Raw genomic sequence first — 17,268 nt, forward strand, 5'->3', positions numbered from 1 at the left:
CCTTCACCGCACTCAGACCGTGCGGGAGAAATTACCCTTCTGCTCAGCGCCCAGGTACGCATCGAAAGCCATCGCCACGTTGCGCAGCATCAGTTGCCCCTCGGGCAGCAATAATAGCTCGTGCTCATTGATGGCTACCAGCCCATCGGCAACCGGCTCGGCCAGCTGCCCCAGGGCATCGGCGAAATAACCTTTGAAGTCGATACCGTAGTACTCTTCGAACTTGCGGAAATCAATCCGCCCCTGACACATCAGATCGAGAATCACCTCGCGGCGCAGCGTGTCATCCTCGCTCAGGTTGTAACCCCGGTGGATCGGCAGCATATCGCTGTCCAGCCGCGCATAGTACTGCGAGAGTTCCTTGACGCTCTGGCTGTAGCTGTCACCCACCTTGCCGATGGAAGACACACCGATTCCGATCAGGTCGCAGTCAGCATGGGTTGAGTAACCCTGGAAGTTGCGTTGCAGCGTACCGTTCTCCCGGGCCAGCGCCAGCTCGTCGTCCGGCAGCGCGAAATGGTCCATGCCGATATAAATATACCCGGCAGAAGTCAGCCGCTCGATGGTCAGCTCCAGCAGTTCCAGCTTGCGCTCGGGCGGTGGCATGTCCTGCGGGCGGATCAGCCGCTGGGCGCGCACCAGGTCCGGCAGGTGGGCGTAGCTGTAGGCCGCAATACGATCAGGGCGCATATCGATGATCTTGCTCAGGGTGACATCGAAGCTCTTTACGGTCTGCAGCGGCAGACCGTAGATCAGATCGACGCTGACCGATTTGAACTGCGCCTCACGTGCGGCACTGACCAGCTCGCGGGTCTGTTCTTCACTCTGCAGGCGGTTGACTGCCGCCTGCACCGCCTCGTCGAAGTCCTGGACGCCGAAGCTCAGACGGTTGAAGCCCAATGCCCGCAACTGATGAATCTGCATTGGCGAAATGGTGCGCGGGTCGACTTCCAGCGAAAACTCATGGTCATCACTGTCGTCCATGTTGAAAGACGCACGCAGGGTATTCATCAGGTCTTCCAGCTGCTCGCTGGTCAGATAGGTCGGCGTGCCACCCCCCAGATGCAACTGAGTCAGTTTGCGCGATTTATCGAACAGCGCCGCCTGCATGGCGATCTCTCGCTTGAGATATTGAAGATATTCCACCGCCCGCTCGGTCTTGTGGGTGATGATCTTGTTGCATGCGCAGTAGTAGCAGAGACTCTTGCAGAACGGAATATGGATATACACCGATAGGCACTTGGGCTCGGCAGCAGCGTTGCTGGCCTTGGCTGCCGCGCGGTAATCGTCCATGGCAAAGGCCTGATGGAATTGCGGCGCGGTCGGATAGGATGTGTAACGTGGGCCCGGGCGGTCATATTTCTCGATCAGGGCACGGTTGAAGCTGATTTTCTGCGTCATTATGGTCTCTCGCCAGCATCACGGACATGGGTGAAGTGTACGGCAAGCAAAGGGGCTTTGCATTGCGCCCAACCCCGAGTGCGACCCCGCGCCGCACTCGAAAAACCGCACATTCAGCCGGGTCAGAATTCGTCGTGCAGGCCGAACATGATCGAATGCGCCTGCTCATCGCTGACCGCAACAACCACACCCTCGCGTGCGTAGATCCAGACCTCTCCCTGATTGACCGGCATACGCACTTCGACCGGACCAAAGGTACCCTGAATGTAGCGCAGCTCCAGGGGTTGGTGAGGAATCATGCTGATACGCTCCACCGGATAGCCGGCCAACGTGGTACTGATTGCCGGATTCACCGATTGGTCGGGCGATCCGGGCTGCCACGCCTGTGCCTCGACCAGGCTTTCCATTTGCTGAGAGTCCAGTGCAATGACCGCCTGCGCACGCCATTGCCGATCATCGGATTCCACCGTATGGCGGCTGACCAGCCTCGGCTCGCCATCGGCACTGATCATCCACAAGCTACCTTCGCCGAGTGCCCGCCCGACATCGGCCAACGTCAGGCCGCGCTGCTGAAGAGGCGTCCATAGACTCTGCTGATATTGCTCCTTCCAAGCCAGCTGCTGCGGTTCATCCTGCCCTGCCAGCCAATTGCCGAAAGCAAAGAAACACAGAACAATCACTGCCAACAGGGTGCCCACACCCACGATCTTTTGCCGCTTCATCTGTTCTCTCTGCATTCATTCATGGTGCATACATTTACAGTGCACAAAGCAAAAGGGCATCCCTGCGGATGCCCTTTCGGTTCAGTATCAGACGCTGTCAGGCGGCGTCTTCCACGCTGATATGTTTCTTCAGCTTGTTCATGGCATTTTTTTCCAGCTGACGAATACGTTCTGCCGACACCTGATACTTGGCGGCCAGTTCGTGCAGCGTGGCCTTCTCTTCGGCCAGCCAGCGCTGATAGAGAATGTCACGGCTGCGCTCGTCCAGCTGGGCCAGACCTTCCTGCAATTGCTGGCTGGAGCTGTCACTCCAGTCCGCACTCTCGAGTTGGGTAGCCGGATCGTAGCGCTTGTCTTCCAGGTAATGTACCGGTGCGTAGGCGGTGTCGTCATCGTCATCCTGGGCGCCATCAAAGCCCAGATCCTGACCATACAGCCGGCTTTCCATCTCACGCACTTCGCGCACGGCAACGCCGAGATCTTCCGCTACGGCATTGACTTCATCGTGGGACAGCCAGGCCAGCTTCTTCTTGGCGCTGCGCAGGTTGAAGAACAGTTTGCGCTGCGCCTTGGTGGTGGCCACCTTGACGATGCGCCAGTTGCGCAGAATGAATTCGTGAATTTCGGCGCGAATCCAATGCACAGCAAAAGACACCAGACGTACACCCATTTCCGGGTTGAAGCGCTTGACCGCCTTCATCAGGCCGACGTTACCTTCCTGAATCAGATCGGCCTGGGCCAGGCCATAGCCGGAATAGCTGCGAGCGATATGCGCAACGAAGCGCAGGTGGGACATGACCAGTTGCCGGGCTGCCTCCAGATCCTGCTGATAGAACAAACGATCAGCCAGCTTACGCTCTTCCTCGACGCTGAGAATCGGGATGCTGCTTACGGTCTGAACATAGGCCTCCAGGTTGGCACCTGGAATCAGATTATGTACGGGCTGCAAAGCAGTGCTCATGCTTGAACTCCAAAAAAATGACGAGTCAGTGTATCACTGCAGGCTCAGACAAGGAAAGCCCCGCCAAGTTCCGCAGCCTGCGGAATAATACTTTTAAATCAGCAAGTTACATAAATATGAAACACTCCGTTACCGAGGTTCCATTTCACGGGCATGGCGACCGACTGCGAGCCAGGCTCCAACCAGTCCCAGCAATATGGCTCCGCCGAGCAAGGTCACGCCATCCTGCAGCGGCATCCCGGCCAGTTCGAAATCACTCTGATACAGCGCTGCTACCTCTCGCACGGTGCTGTTCAGCCAGACCAGGCCAGCTGCAAGCAGCAGCCAGGCCAGAATACCGGCCAACAGACCATAGAGCACACCCAGATACAGGAACGGCCGGCGAATGAAGGCATCGGTGCCGCCAACCAACTTGATCACCAGGATCTCGTTGCGCCGACTTTCGATTGCCAGGCGGATGGTATTGACCATCACCAGCAGCAACGTCAGTACCAGCAGTACGGCAAGCCCACCGGTGAAGCGTTCGACCATGGCCAGAATCGCTGTCAGCCGCTCGACCCACAGCATGTCGATCTGCACCTGATCGACCCCCGGCAATTGCGCCAGTCGATCACGCAGCGGCTGCATTGACGACATGCCACCCTCGATGCTCTGCGGCATGACCAGAATCACGTCGGGCAGCGGGTTGTAGGCCAGTTGCTGCAGCGCATCACCCAGTCCCGAATGCTGCTGAAACTCAACGAGCGCCAGCTCGCGATCCAGCAATTGCGCCTCTGCCACCTCATCAAGAGCAGCGATATCTGCCTGCAGCGCCTGCGCCGCATCGGCCTTGATGTCCTGTTGCAGATAGACCGACAGCTGGGCGGCCCGCTGCCAGTCGATGCCCAGACGCTCGACCTGATTGATCAGTACCGCCAGCCCCATCGGCAGCGCCAGCACTATGCTCATCACCAGTACTATCATGGCAGTGCTGACGGGGTAATCCCGAATTCGCCCCAGCGCCATACGCGCGCTGTCGCGATGACTATCCGCCCAGCCGCGCAACGGATGACGCCAGTTGCTCCGCGAGCGGGCGGCGCCACTGGTGGCTTTCTGTGGTTTCTTATCGGTTGGCCGTGGTTGGTTCGCCGCCATGTTATTCCCCATCGGCCAACAGCCGACCTTCGTTCAGGGTCAGCATGCGGTGATCGAGCCGGGCAATCAGCGGCAGGTCATGACTGGCAATGATCACCGTCACGCCGACCCGGTTGAAATCCTCGAACAAGGCCATGATCTCGGCAGACAAAGCCGGGTCCAGGTTACCCGTGGGTTCATCAGCCAGCAGCAATGCCGGCTTGTGTACCACCGCCCGGGCAATACCGACGCGCTGCTGTTCGCCGCCCGACAGGGCGATCGGATACATGTTCTCGCGCTTGAGCAGACCGACCTTGTCCAGCGCCGCACGCACCCGCCGGCCCACTTCGTCGCGCGGGGTGCCCTTGATGATCAACGGCAGCGCCACGTTGTCGAATACCGTGCGATCGAACAGCAGCTGGTGGTTCTGGAATACCACCCCGACCTGGCGACGCAGGTAGGGAATATCGTGGCTGCCCAGATCACGCAGATTCTGCCCACCGACATGCACCTGCCCGGAGCTTGGCCGCTCCATGCACATGATCAGCTTGAGCAAGGTGCTCTTGCCCGCGCCGGAGTGGCCGGTGATGAAAACCATTTCGCCGGTGCGGATATGGAAGCTCAGGTTTTCCAGACCCTGATGGCCGTTGGGGTAACGCTTGCTGACCTGATCGAAACGGATCATCGGTTATTCGCGTCCAAACAGCGCCTTGACGAATTCCGGCGCAGTGAAGGGCCGCAGATCATCGATCTGCTCACCCACCCCGATAAAGCGGATCGGCAAGCCGAACTGCTTGGCCAACGCAAAGATTACCCCACCCTTGGCCGTACCGTCGAGTTTGGTCAGAGCCAATCCGGTCAGGCCGACCGCCTGATCGAACAGTTTGGTCTGGCTGATAGCGTTCTGGCCGGTACCGGCGTCCAGCACCAGCAACACTTCATGAGGCGCTTCGGGATCGAGCTTGGCCAGCACCCGCTTGACCTTTTTCAGCTCGTCCATGAGGTTGTCCTTGTTGTGCAGACGTCCGGCGGTATCAGCGATCAGCACATCCGCTCCGCGGGATTTGGCTGCCTGCAAGGCATCGAATACCACCGAAGCGGAATCCGCGCCGGTGTGCTGGGCAATCACCGGAATGCTGTTGCGCTCGCCCCAGACCTGCAGCTGCTCGACGGCGGCGGCGCGGAAGGTATCACCGGCAGCCAGCATCACCTGCTTGCCCTCGCCCTGCAGACGCTTGGCCAGTTTGCCGATGGTGGTGGTCTTGCCCACCCCATTCACGCCCACCACCAGAATCACATAGGGGCGCTTCTCGCTGTCCACCACCATGGGTTTGGCGACGTGCGCCAGCAGGCTTTCCAGTTCGTTCTGCAGCGCCTTGTACAGCGCGTTGCGGTTGGACAACTCGCGGCGACGTACGCGCTGTTGCAGCGACTCCATGATCAAGGTGGTGGCTTCGATACCGACGTCGGCCATCAGCAGACGGGTTTCCATCTCCTCCAGCAGCTCGTCATCGATTTCCTTTTCGCCGAGAAACAGATTGGCCATGCCCTCGCCGAGGTTGGCACTGGTTTTCGACAGGCCGGCACGCATGCGCGCAAAGAACCCCTTGGGCTCCTGCGGCTGCGGTGTCGGTTCTGTGGTGGCAGGCTGCTCGGCGAGACTGGAAAACAGCTCGGCAGCCGCCTGACGGGCGACCTGGTCATGGCTCCCCGCAGGCGCCACCGGTGCGACCGCGGGCTCATCGACCAGCGGTTCCGGCGTTATCGGCTCGGCGGGATCGGGGACGACCTCAACAGCCGCCGTTTCGGGCGCAGAGTGCTGCAGCGGCGGTTCCGACGCTTGTTCCGGCTGCGTTTCTGCCGCGGGCGCAACCGGTTCGTCGGCCTTGCGGCGCATCCAGCCAAACAGGCCTTTCTTGCCGGCCTTGCCGCTGTCGTTGCGCTCGGGGTCCTGTTCGGGGTGTTCTGGCTTGTCTTTGGAACCAAACATTGACGATCACTATCTGAGTCTGGCGCAGGCATTTGGCTTGCGCGTTGAAGGTTGGGTTATCCTACCCCACTTCCGGCACCGGCGGTAATCACAGGACATCACATGTACATCGCGCAACGTTCACTCCTGCTCAGCCTCTTTCTGCTGATCTTCAGTCTGGCCGGCAGCATTCAGGCCAGCGAGACCCGACTGCCCACCCACGAATTCACCCTGGATAACGGCCTCAAGGTCATCGTGCGTGAGGATCATCGCGCCCCTGTGGTGGTGTCGCAGCTCTGGTATCGTGTGGGCAGCAGCTACGAGCCGCCCGGGCGTACCGGTATGTCGCATGCGCTGGAACACATGATGTTCAAGGGCAGCGAACGGTTGGCGCCGGGACAGGCATCGCGTCTGCTGAGCAGCCTGGGCGCGCAGGAAAATGCCTTCACCAGCCGTGATTACACTGCCTATTATCAGATTCTCAGTCGCGACCAGCTGGCCATTGCGCTGGAGCTGGAAGCCGAGCGCATGCATGGCCTGACGCTGCCGGAGGACGAGTTCCTGCGCGAGATGGAGGTAATCAAGGAAGAACGCCGCCTGCGTGTCGAGGACAATCCCAACAGCCTGGCCTATGAGCGCTTTCTGACCCAGGCCTACATGGCCAGCCCTTATGCCCAGCCAGTGATCGGCTGGATGCATGACCTGGACCGCCTCACCGTCGATGACCTGCGCGAGTGGTACCGGCTGCATTATCAGCCGGGCAATGCCATTCTGGTGGTGGTCGGTGATGTGCAGGTGGATGAAGTCCGCCGTCTCGCCGAACGCTACTTCGGCCCGCTATCCAATGCCCCTACCACGCCGCCCAAGGCCCCGCTGGAACTGCCCGGTGGCAGCGAACGCAGCCTGACTCTGCACCTGCCGGTGCAGATGCCCAGCCTGTTGCTCGGCTTCAACGTACCCAGCCTGAGCACCGCCGCTGAAGCCTGGGAAATCCATGCCTTGCGTCTGCTCGAAGGCGTGCTCGACGGCGGCTACAGTGCCCGTCTGGCCAGCAACCTGGAGCGCGCGCAGTCTAACGCCACATCGGCCTCCGCCAGCTACGACGGTTTCACCCGCGGCGACACCCTGTTCCTGTTGAGTGGCATCCCCAATCAGTCTCGTGATGTCAGTCTGGAGCAATTGGAACAGGCGCTCTGGCAGCAGATCGACGAGCTCAAGCAGACCCCGCCCAGCGAGGAGGAACTGAACCGGGTACAGGCGCAGATAACCGCTGAGCTGGTCTATGCCCAGGACAGCATCAGTCACCAGGCCAACCAGATCGGCATGCTGGAAAGCATCGGCTTGCCCTGGACCCTGCTGGATGAAGACATTAAAGCGCTGGAAGCCATCACACCTGAACAGATCAGTGAGGTGGCACAGCGTTATCTGGTTCCCGAGCGCCTCACCCGCGCCCATGTTCTGCCCGTTATCACCGAGGAGAAGCGCTGATGGCTGCTGTCAAATCCAATCGACGCGGCTCGCTGGCCCTGTTGTTACTGGTCGTCCTGGCGGTCATCGTGATGACCGCGTTTCTACTGCGTGACCCCACCCCGCAAGCGCCTTCTGACGCCCCGGTGGCTGGCAACCAGACTGAGCAGCCGGTCAGCGATGCGCAGATCGAGGCGGAGCCCGACACGGTAGTGGCCGAGCTGCTGCCCGAGCTGGATTCGTTGCAACAGGTCGACCTAGACCAGCCACCGGCTCGCCGCGCTCTGGACCTGCAACACTGGACCACCGAACAGGGCACACGGGTGTATTTCATGCAGGCCGAAGAACTGCCCATGCTCGATGTACAGCTGTTGTTCGCTGCCGGCGCCAGCCGCGATGGTGAACTGCCGGGCCTGGCCACCATGACCAACGCCATGCTCAATGAAGGTATCGAGGGCAAGGACGCCGGAGCCATCGCCGCCGGCTTCGAACGTCTGGGCGCACAGTTCTCCAACAGCTCGCACCGTGACATGGCATTGGCCGGCCTGCGCACCCTGACCGCCGACGACAAGCTCGACTCGGCGCTGGCTTTATTCGCCAATGTCATCGCCCGCCCGAGCTTTCCCGAGGAGGCCTTCGAACGCCTGCGCAACCAGCTGCTGGCCAGCCTGCAATTCAGGTTGCAGCAACCCGCTGCGCTGGCCAGTGAAGCCTTCTGGGCCGACCTGTATCCACAGCACCCCTACGGCAGCCTGCCTGAAGGTCAGCCCGACAGCCTGCAGCAGCTGACACCCGAGACACTGCGCATCTTCCACAGCCAGTATTACACTGCCGGCAATGCGGTCATCGCCCTGGTCGGCGATATCAACCGGGACAGCGCTGAACGTCTTGCTCAACGCCTGGCCGACGCCCTGCCACAGGGGCCAGCGGCGCCAGTCATCGGCGATCCGCAACCGATTTCCTCCAGCCATCGGCATATCGATTTCAATGGTCAGCAGACCCATGTACTGGTGGGCCAACACGGTATCAGCCGTCACGACCCGGACTACGCCGCGCTCTATGTCGGCAACCAGATTCTCGGTGGTTCGGGCTTCGGCTCACGGCTGATGCAGGAGATCCGCGAAAGCCGCGGCCTGTCGTATTCGGTCAGCAGCCGGTTGATCCCCATGCAGGCCACCGGCCCGGTAATGGTCAGCATGCAGACCCGCGCCGACCAGGTCGATCTGGCGTTGGAGGTCATTCACCAGAGCCTCGACGCCTTCATCAGCGAAGGTCCGACCGAGGCCGAACTGACCCGCACCAAGCGCCAGATCAACGGCGAATTTCCATTGAGCACCGCCAACAACGCATCCATTGTCGGCCAGCTCGGCATGATCGGCTTCTACGAGCTGCCGCTCAATCATCTGCAACTCTTCCTCGATCAGGTGCAGGCCCTCACGGTGGAAGATATCCGCGCGGCTTTTGCTCGGCATTTCAACGCGGAGCAGCGCCTGGTCATCACCGTCGGCCCGGCCATGGTTCTGCAGGAAACCGCGCCGACAGACACTGACCAGCCGGATACCCCCGTATTGCCGATCACGGAGCCAGACGCATGAAGCAACAGAATCGCCACAGCCAGTTGCGCATCATCGCCGGTGAGTGGCGCAGCCGGCGTTTCAGCTTCACCGAGCAACCTGGTCTGCGCCCGACGCCTGACCGGGTGCGGGAAACTCTGTTCAACTGGTTGAGCATGCACATCGAAGGTGCACGCTGTCTCGACCCGTTCGCCGGCAGCGGCGCCCTGACACTGGAAGCACTGTCGCGTGGTGCAGCTCACGCGCTGGCCTGCGATACCAGCCGAGATGTGGTTGCGGCACTGCGCGGGCACCTGCAGATGTTGCAATGTGATCGCGGCGAGATTCGCCAGCAGGACGCCCTGAACCTGCTCACCGGCACCCCGGATGCGCCTTTCGATCTGGTGTTTCTCGACCCGCCGTTTCATCAGGACCTGCTCATCCCGGCTTGTAACGCGCTGGAAACCAATGGCTGGCTGGCACCCGACGCGCTCATCTACACCGAGAGCGAAACCGCACCGGCGCGCCTGCCGTTTCCATCCAACTGGCATCTGCACCGGGAAAAGAAAGCCGGGCAGGTCTGGTACAGTTTGTGGCAGCGTCGCGAGGGATAGCACGCACCAGCGCGGCATCGGAAGATGGTGCCGGTCAGCGCCATCATGCACGGACGACCAACCTGGTGTGCGTTTTCAGTTTGGCCGCCACAGGGTCATTACGCTACCATCTGCGCTCCGGCACAACAGGCAGAGATAAAGCCAATATGAATACTGTTCTCTATCCCGGCACTTTCGACCCCATTACCATGGGTCATATGGATCTGGTCGGCCGTGCAGCCAAGCTGTTCGACCGTGTAGTGGTGGCTGTCGCTGCCAGCCCGAAAAAAAACCCGACCTTTCCGCTCGAGCAACGTGTGGAACTGGCGCGTGAGGTTCTCAAGCAATACCCCAACGTCGAAGTTGTGGGGTTCTCTACCCTGCTCGCGCATTTTGCCGATGAGATTGGCGCCAACGTGCTGCTGCGCGGTCTGCGTGCGGTGTCGGATTTCGAATACGAATTTCAGCTGGCGAACATGAATCGTCAACTGGCCCCCGAGGTGGAAAGCCTGTTCCTCACGCCCTCGGAGAAGTATTCTTACATCTCGTCCACCCTCGTCCGCGAAATTGCCTCCCTGGGTGGCGATGTCACCAAATTCGTTCATCCGGCAGTACACGAAGCCCTGCTCAAACGCTTCAACGGCTGAATGACAGTACCCCGGAGTTAATTGAATGGCCCTGATCATTACCGACGACTGCATCAACTGCGATGTCTGCGAACCGGAATGCCCCAACGGGGCCATTTCCCAGGGCGAGGAAATTTACGTCATCGACCCCAGCCTGTGCACTGAGTGCGTCGGTCACTTCGACGAACCCCAGTGCCAGCAGGTGTGTCCGGTCGACTGCATACCGCTTGATCCCAACCGGGTCGAAAGCAAAGAGGAACTGATGGAAAAATACCTGATCCTCACCAGCCCCGAATGAAGTTGCTCCGCCACCTGCTGACCCTGTCGCTGCTGCTGAGTCTGGGAGCGCGGGCAGCACCGGCACCCGATCAGCAAGCCGTCGCCAGCGCGCACCCGACCGCTACCGAAGCCGGCCACCTGGTCCTCGATCAGGGCGGCAATGCATTTGATGCAGCCATCGCCGTTGCTGCCACGCTCGCAGTAGTGGAGCCCTACGGCTCCGGCATTGGCGGCGGCGGTTTCTTTCTGCTGCGCCAGCCCGCCGAAACAACAATCCATTACCGGTTCATCGATGCCCGAGAAACCGCTCCTCTGGCCGCTCACCGCAACATGTACCTGGACCGCTCCAGGGAACCCCAGCGGGTGATCAATGGGCCGCTGGCTGCCGGTATTCCCGGACTGCCGGCAGCGCTGGTGCATCTGGCTGAGTACTATGGCGAGCTGCCCCTGAGCCAGAGCCTGGCGCCCGCCATTGCTGCCGCCGAACAAGGCTTTGCCGTGGGTGACAGTTACCGCATGCTGGTCGGCTTCAGACTGGAGGCCATGCAGCAGGATGCCGAAACCGCGCGCATCTTCCTGCACAATAACCAGGCACCCGCGTCAGGCCGATTGGTCCGCCAGCCCGATCTCGCTGAAACCCTGCGCGTTCTTGCCGCCAAAGGGCATGCGGGGTTCTATCGCGGACCAGTTGCTGAGCGTCTGATTACCGGAGTCGAGGCCGCAGGCGGTGTCTGGCAACCTGCTGATCTGGAAAACTACCGCGTCATTGAACGCGAACCGATCCGCTTCAACAGCCATGGCATCGAGGTCATCAGCGCTCCACTGCCCTCAGCCGGAGGCATTGCCCTGGCGGGCATTCTGCAGGGGCTGGAAAGCCTGCCTCAGGCCATACCCGGCTCGGTACAATGGACACATCAGTTGGTCGAACTGATGCGCCGCACCTACCGTGACCGCGCCCTGTTGCTGGGTGACAGTGATTTCGTCGAGGTGCCGACCGATAAGCTGGTGTCAGCCGACCATGCCCGCCAATTGGCGGCCAGCATCGATCCCGAGCATGCCACCCCCAGCAGCGCGCTGGGCGAGCCTCGGCAGTTCCAGGAAGGCACCAACACCACACACTTCTCGCTGATCGACCGCGATGGCAACGCCGTGGCCGCCACCCTCAGTGTCAACCTGCCCTTCGGCGCCGCTTTCACCGTGCCGGGCACCGGCGTGCTGCTGAACAATGAAATGGATGATTTTGCCGCCGATCCATCCGGCAAGAACAGCTATGGGCTGGCTGGCAGCGAAGCCAACGCCATCGCCCCAGGCAAGCGCCCGCTGTCGAGCATGACGCCGACCATGCTGGAAAATACCGAGCAGCTGGCGGTACTCGGCACACCCGGCGGCAGCCGCATCATCAGCATGGTATTGCTGGGCGCGCTGCAGGCGATGGAGGGCAAGCCGGTGCGGGACTGGGTCGGTCGTCCACGCTTCCATCATCAATATCTACCCGATCACATTCAGGTCGAAGACCACGTCTTCACCGCCGAACAACAGCACGCACTGAAAGCCATGGGCCACAACATCAAGCCGGTAGGCCGGGATTATGGCGATATGCAAGCGTTGCACTGGTACAAGCAGAAAGGCGAAATCAGCGCCGCCAGCGACCCTCGAGGCGAAGGGCTGGCCACCGTCAAACGACCGATCAAGCCAGACTGACGGCCTGACCAAGCCAGCACGGGCACAACCCCCTGTCGGCTCAGCTATGCCAACCAGTCTCTGTCAGAGGTTATCGTGCTTCTGCTTGTGACCGTAGCCGGTCTTGGTGCAACCCAGGCAGCGCATGAAGGTCTCACGGCCCGGGCGAACCACCAGCTCCTGGCCCGCTTCGGCAGTATTGCCTGCCAGTGCAGTGAAGGGCAGACTGACAACGAAGGCTGCAGCTCCCACTGCCGTTATCGCGGCTCCGATCGGCCGGGCGATAATCAGATCACCGACCATGGCGAAGATCCCCGGGTTTTCGACGTTTTCCTGATATCCGAAATTGGCCTCATTGGCCATGACGCTGCCGGCAAGCAACAGACCGACGAGCACAGCGGTGGTGTGACGTAACAGGCGCATAGTAGTAATCCCTGGTTGTGAGCCCGATAGGCATTGGAGTCATGATGCGGCCCCCTTCCCGGGAACCTGCATCAAGGCTCATTGTAGGCATATTCAGATCATTTCGGAACGTGGCAACTGAAAATTGCCAACCAGTGCAGCAAAGCAGCGAAAATCAGTGCTGGCATTTGCGGCAGAACACGCTGCTGCGCTGGCCCAGACGGCATTCCGAAAGCGTCGTGCCGCACAGCTTGCACAGCTGTCCGGCGCGGCCGTAAACAAACAGCTCCTGTTGAAAGTAGCCGGGCTTGCCATCACCGCCGATAAAGTCCCGCAGTGTGGTGCCGCCGCTGTCGATGGCGCGAGCCAGCACCTTCTTTATCTCTTCGGCCAGCACCTGAAAACGCGCACGACTGATCCGTCCTGCCTCACGGCGCGGATCGATGCCCGCTGCAAACAAGGCTTCGGTTGCGTAGATATTACCCACGCCGACCACCACCGCATTGTCCATGATGAAGGGTTTGACCGCCATGCTGCGCTTGCGCGACAGCTGATACAGCCGCTCACCATCGAATTCCGCCGACAGCGGTTCAGGGCCGAGTTTGACCAGCAATGGATGGACATCCCCACTGCGCTGCCAGAGCATGGCACCAAAGCGGCGCGGATCGGTGTAGCGCAGAGCGAGGCCGGAATCCAGCTCAATATCCACATGTTCATGCTTGAGCACCGGCGTCTCGGCTGGCACCAGCCGCAGGTTGCCGGACATGCCCAGATGACTGATCAGGGTGCCACCGCCGATATCCATCAACAGGTACTTGGCCCGTCGGCGGATGGCGGTGAAGGTCTGGTTCTCGATCTGGACCGCCAGATCCTCGGGAATCGGCCAGCGCAGACGCGCGTCGCGGACGATCAGCCGGGTCACGCGATGGCCTTCCAGATGCGGAGCGATGCCGCGACGGGTGGTTTCGACTTCAGGTAACTCAGGCATGATCTCAGGAATGCAGCCAATGGACGATAAACAATAGCACCAACAGCAGCGGTAGCGCACTGATGACGAAGCGGCCATTCCAGACGAATGCGACCTTGTTGGGTTTTTCGCCACTGTAGCGCGCCAGAATCAGCGTGGACGGACCGAAGGGCGAGAAGATCATGGCAATCGAGAAGCCGCACATCAGCCCCAGCGCCGGCGTCATGATTGGCACGCCCAGACGTGCCAATTCGGCCAGCAGGCCGACCAGCAATGACAGCGAGACAATAGGCGCAACCCCCGCCATCGCCAACAGGATGATGCCGAGCAGGCTGCCCACCGCCAACAGCATGTTGTATTTCGGCTCCTGCGCCAGCCAGGTTGCCAGTTCCTCCAGCGGCGCAACGGCACCCAGCGCGCCACCCATCAGCGCAGCGCAGCCAAAGATGAACATCTCGTTATGCATGGTAATCAGGTTGTCGCTGATTTCACCCAGTACCCGGCGCGGCGAACGTTCGCACCACAGCAGATAGCTGGCGATACCGACCGGAATCAGGATCATCGCCGCCTGGGATGGTGTCAGCACCGTCAGCCAGGCCAGCACCCCGATAGCCGTCAGCCCCAGCAGACTGCCCACCAACAGGGCGCCCATGCCCGCGGCGCGACTGCTGTCACCGATGTTCTCGCGCAGCCTGAGCAGACCACGGGTCTCCCGACGCCATCCGACCAGCATCAACAGCAGCGCGGCGACCAGTCCGTAAGGGACCATGGTCGCCCAGGACAGCTGGGGCATTTCGCGGGTGACCATGGCGATGGTTACGCTGGTCGGCGCCACCAGGGGTACCAGGGCAAAGCCGCGCAAGGTGGTGACCATGACGGCGCGCATGCCTTCATGGCGTTGTTCGTCATTCAAGGCATATTGGCGCAGGTGCTGGTCGAGGGTGCCACACAGCAGACTCATCATGCCGAAATTGAGTATCGAGCCGATGCTGCCGGAGGTCAGCACGTAGCGCGGATACAGCCAGATCGCCGGCCCAGCCAATAGCGCCTTATGCATCTCGCGCAGGTGCGGTAGTCGCTTGGCCAGTAGTTGCATCAGACCCAGTGCACCGAGAAAGCTGGCGTAATAGGCACCCGAAGCCGCCAGCCGCCCCCACAACCCCGGATCGCCCTCGCCAAGCAGCACCACCGCCAACAGCAGGCCAACAGTAAGCAGGCCGAGAATGCGCGGATAGGGCAGCAGTCGCCGAAAATTCAGGACAAAATAACCCGCCAGCGCCGCGGCGGCGAACCAGCTCAGTTGCGGCCATTGTCCGGCCAGGGCGATCAGCTCGAGGCCGACACCCAGCGGCAACAACCATGCCGTCACGGCAAATCTCTGCGCAGCGCACCCTGCTTGAAAACACCATCGGCAAAACCGAGCAGCGTGTCATTCTCATCCAGCAGATCACAGCTGGCCATGAAGATCTTGTATCCCCCCTTGCGGCAAGTCGCTACGGCGCGGACCCGGCTACCCGCACCAGCTACGGCGCTGAAGTTGACGTTCATGGACAGGGTGATGGCAACGCGGCGATCCTGGGGATCTGCCGCGTAGGTGCCGCACAGTCCCATGGCAATATCCATCAGACTGGCAGTCACCCCACCATGCAGATTGCTGGCATTGTTCAGATGTTTTGCTTCGAGGGTCAGCCCGATCACCGCTCGGTCCGGCCCGTATTCCAACAACTCAGCACCCAACTCCTGAAAAAAACCGGTCACGGTGCGTTGTACGGCCAGATTCTGGTCTTCACTCATGGATGATCTTCTCCCAATGCGGTTTCACTGCCCGGTCTTGTCTGCATTACAGCGGGGCGGCAGTATGCCACGGACGGCAGCGCGGGTAACGGTTCTGCTGATCAGCTTATGGAACGTCATAAGCCGCCCGGCTTGCACTCATGCGCCCCAGGATTTAATCTCGCTTCACTTTAAACGAAATATGGTTCCGCATAGCGGAACAGAGTAACCGAGGAGCCTGAGTATGTTCAACCGGATTGGTGTTATCGGCGCCGGCGCCATGGGCCGAGGTATCGCTCAACTGTTCGCCAGCAGCGGTCAACAGGTGCTGCTGTTCGACACCCGTGCCGAAGCCATCGAAGATGCACTGGCGTTCAACCGCAACCTGCTGCAACGCCAGGTTGCCAAGGGCAAACTGAGCGAGGCGGAGTTCGAGGCGGTCAATGCGCGCATGCAGCCGGCGGCTGAACTGGAACAGCTCAAGGATTGCGACCTGATCATCGAGGCGATTGTCGAGATCCTTGAGGTGAAGCAAAAGCTGTTCACCGACCTGGAAGCCATCGTCAGCGAAGCCTGCCTGCTGGCCACCAATACCTCCTCGCTGTCCGTAACCCGCATTGCTGCTGGCTGCAATCGCCCCGAACGGGTTGCCGGGTTCCACTTCTTCAACCCCGTGACGCTGATGAAGATCGTTGAAGTGGTACGCGGCTCGCGCACCGATGAGCGCTATATCCAGGGCCTGGTCGAGTTGGCGGAAAAGGCCGGTCATTTTCCGGCGATCACTCCCGACACCCCCGGCTTTCTGGTCAACCATGCCGGTCGCGCCTTTGGTACCGAAGCCCTGCGCATGCTCAGCGAAGGTGTCGCCACGGCCCAGCAGATCGACCGTATCCTGCGTGATGGCCCGGGTTTTCGCATGGGTCCATTCGAGTTGTTCGACCTGACCGGCCTGGACGTCTCCCATGCGGTGATGGAGTCGGTATACGAGCAGTTCTATCATGATCCGCGCTACACCCCGTCGTTCATTGCCGGCCAGCGCGTCGCCGCGGGCCTGTTGGGACGCAAGACCGGTCAGGGTTTCTATCGTTACGAAGAAGGTCAGAAGATCGAACAACCCGAACAGGCGCCGGAAACCGTACTGGTCAACCGCCCGTTCTGGCTGCAGAGCGATGACCAGAGCCTGCGCAGCCAGGTCGCTGCCGTGCTGCAGACGGCTGGCGCGACGCTGGAGAACGGCGAGCAACCTTCCGCCGAGGCCATCTGCCTGATCACGCCGCTGGGCGAAGACTGCACCGCTGCGCTGACCCGCCAGAATCTGCCCGCCGCCCGCACCCTGGCTCTGGACAGCTTTGCCAACTGGGACAAGCGCCGCACCCTGATGCGCCAGCCCGCTGCCGACAGCAATGTGGTGGCACAGGCACGCCAGGCACTGGCCGCCGACGGCGTGCCGGTGGAAGTGATCAATGATTCCCCCGGCTTCGTTATCCAGCGCCTGATCGCCAGCGTAACCAACCTGGGCTGCGAAATCGCCCAGAAAGGCATTGCCACACCAGAGACGCTGGACCGGGCCATTCAGCTGGCGCTGGGCTACCCGAAAGGTCCGCTGGCCTTCGGCGAGCACTACGGCAAACAGGCCCTCTTTACCGTGCTGAACAACATGCAGGCCACCTACGGCGAACCGCGTTATCGTCCCAGCCCCTGGCTGCGTCGCCGCGTGCAGCTGGGCCTGCCGCTGACCACACCTGACACCCAGGAGTAATCC

17 protein-coding genes are annotated in these 17,268 nt (G+C 61.0%); 7 read left to right on the forward strand and 10 right to left on the reverse strand.

The annotated features are described in order from the left end of the window. Positions 1-12: 12 nt before the first annotated feature. The 6 genes from hemN to ftsY form a co-directional block, all read right to left on the reverse strand. Entirely contained in the window at positions 13-1,401 is a 1,389-nt protein-coding gene (hemN, locus tag BLU11_RS15785) for an oxygen-independent coproporphyrinogen III oxidase (protein ID WP_090275017.1), read from the reverse strand. Positions 1,402-1,523: 122 nt separating this feature from the next. Further along, positions 1,524-2,123, reverse strand: a complete 600-nt coding sequence (locus tag BLU11_RS15790; RefSeq protein ID WP_090275019.1) for a hypothetical protein — start codon at positions 2,121-2,123, stop codon at positions 1,524-1,526. A gap of 97 nt (positions 2,124-2,220) precedes the next feature. Then, complete coding sequence (rpoH, locus tag BLU11_RS15795) at positions 2,221-3,084, reverse strand: RNA polymerase sigma factor RpoH (RefSeq protein WP_090275021.1); 864 nt, start codon at positions 3,082-3,084, stop codon at positions 2,221-2,223. Positions 3,085-3,213: 129 nt separating this feature from the next. Beyond that, complete coding sequence (ftsX, locus tag BLU11_RS15800; RefSeq protein WP_090275023.1) at positions 3,214-4,218, reverse strand: permease-like cell division protein FtsX; 1,005 nt, start codon at positions 4,216-4,218, stop codon at positions 3,214-3,216. 1 nt (position 4,219) lies between these two features. Beyond that, a complete protein-coding gene (gene ftsE / locus BLU11_RS15805) occupies positions 4,220-4,882 on the reverse strand; it encodes a cell division ATP-binding protein FtsE (RefSeq protein ID WP_090275026.1) in 663 nt (220 codons plus the stop codon). Positions 4,883-4,885: 3 nt separating this feature from the next. After that, positions 4,886-6,187, reverse strand: a complete 1,302-nt coding sequence (ftsY, locus tag BLU11_RS15810; protein WP_090275028.1) for a signal recognition particle-docking protein FtsY — start codon at positions 6,185-6,187, stop codon at positions 4,886-4,888. A 102-nt stretch (positions 6,188-6,289) separates the two neighbouring features. Here ftsY and BLU11_RS15815 point away from each other — a divergent pair, with 102 nt between their 5' ends. The 6 genes from BLU11_RS15815 (at position 6,290) to ggt (ending at position 12,385) form a co-directional block, all read left to right on the forward strand. Then, positions 6,290-7,654, forward strand: a complete 1,365-nt coding sequence (locus tag BLU11_RS15815) for a M16 family metallopeptidase (protein ID WP_090275030.1) — start codon at positions 6,290-6,292, stop codon at positions 7,652-7,654. After that, complete coding sequence (locus BLU11_RS15820; RefSeq protein ID WP_090275031.1) at positions 7,654-9,228, forward strand: M16 family metallopeptidase; 1,575 nt, start codon at positions 7,654-7,656, stop codon at positions 9,226-9,228. The genes BLU11_RS15815 and BLU11_RS15820 overlap by 1 nt, the downstream gene beginning before the upstream one ends. After that, entirely contained in the window at positions 9,225-9,800 is a 576-nt protein-coding gene (rsmD, locus tag BLU11_RS15825) for a 16S rRNA (guanine(966)-N(2))-methyltransferase RsmD (protein WP_090275033.1), read from the forward strand. Before BLU11_RS15820 ends, rsmD begins: the two co-directional genes overlap by 4 nt. Before the next feature lie 146 nt (positions 9,801-9,946). Then, positions 9,947-10,426 (forward strand): pantetheine-phosphate adenylyltransferase, encoded by a 480-nt coding sequence (coaD, locus tag BLU11_RS15830; RefSeq protein WP_090275035.1) that lies wholly within the window; start codon positions 9,947-9,949, stop codon positions 10,424-10,426. A 25-nt stretch (positions 10,427-10,451) separates the two neighbouring features. Next, positions 10,452-10,703 (forward strand): YfhL family 4Fe-4S dicluster ferredoxin, encoded by a 252-nt coding sequence (locus BLU11_RS15835; RefSeq protein ID WP_090275038.1) that lies wholly within the window; start codon positions 10,452-10,454, stop codon positions 10,701-10,703. Next, positions 10,700-12,385: a gamma-glutamyltransferase gene (gene ggt / locus BLU11_RS15840; protein ID WP_231702222.1), complete on the forward strand. Its 1,686-nt coding sequence runs from the start codon at positions 10,700-10,702 to the stop codon at positions 12,383-12,385. Before BLU11_RS15835 ends, ggt begins: the two co-directional genes overlap by 4 nt. Before the next feature lie 63 nt (positions 12,386-12,448). On the opposite strand, the gene BLU11_RS15845 is transcribed toward ggt, so the two are convergent. The 4 genes from BLU11_RS15845 to BLU11_RS15860 all read right to left on the reverse strand — a co-directional run bounded on the left by BLU11_RS15845 (position 12,449) and on the right by BLU11_RS15860 (position 15,527). Continuing rightward, a complete protein-coding gene (locus BLU11_RS15845) occupies positions 12,449-12,787 on the reverse strand; it encodes a hypothetical protein (RefSeq protein ID WP_090275039.1) in 339 nt (112 codons plus the stop codon). Positions 12,788-12,941: 154 nt separating this feature from the next. Continuing rightward, positions 12,942-13,754 carry a bifunctional DNA-formamidopyrimidine glycosylase/DNA-(apurinic or apyrimidinic site) lyase gene (mutM, locus tag BLU11_RS15850; protein ID WP_090275041.1) on the reverse strand — a complete coding sequence of 271 codons (813 nt, stop codon included), beginning with the start codon at positions 13,752-13,754 and terminating at the stop codon, positions 12,942-12,944. Positions 13,755-13,758: 4 nt separating this feature from the next. Beyond that, complete coding sequence (locus tag BLU11_RS15855; protein ID WP_090275043.1) at positions 13,759-15,102, reverse strand: hypothetical protein; 1,344 nt, start codon at positions 15,100-15,102, stop codon at positions 13,759-13,761. Continuing rightward, a complete protein-coding gene (locus BLU11_RS15860; protein ID WP_090275045.1) occupies positions 15,099-15,527 on the reverse strand; it encodes a PaaI family thioesterase in 429 nt (142 codons plus the stop codon). Before BLU11_RS15860 ends, BLU11_RS15855 begins: the two co-directional genes overlap by 4 nt. Before the next feature lie 223 nt (positions 15,528-15,750). Between BLU11_RS15860 and BLU11_RS15865 the strand changes: the two genes are divergently transcribed. Beyond that, complete coding sequence (locus BLU11_RS15865) at positions 15,751-17,265, forward strand: 3-hydroxyacyl-CoA dehydrogenase (protein WP_090275047.1); 1,515 nt, start codon at positions 15,751-15,753, stop codon at positions 17,263-17,265. Positions 17,266-17,268: the final 3 nt, after the last annotated feature.

It is taken from the genome of Halopseudomonas litoralis, assembly GCF_900105005.1.
GTDB lineage: Bacteria > Pseudomonadota > Gammaproteobacteria > Pseudomonadales > Pseudomonadaceae > Halopseudomonas > Halopseudomonas litoralis.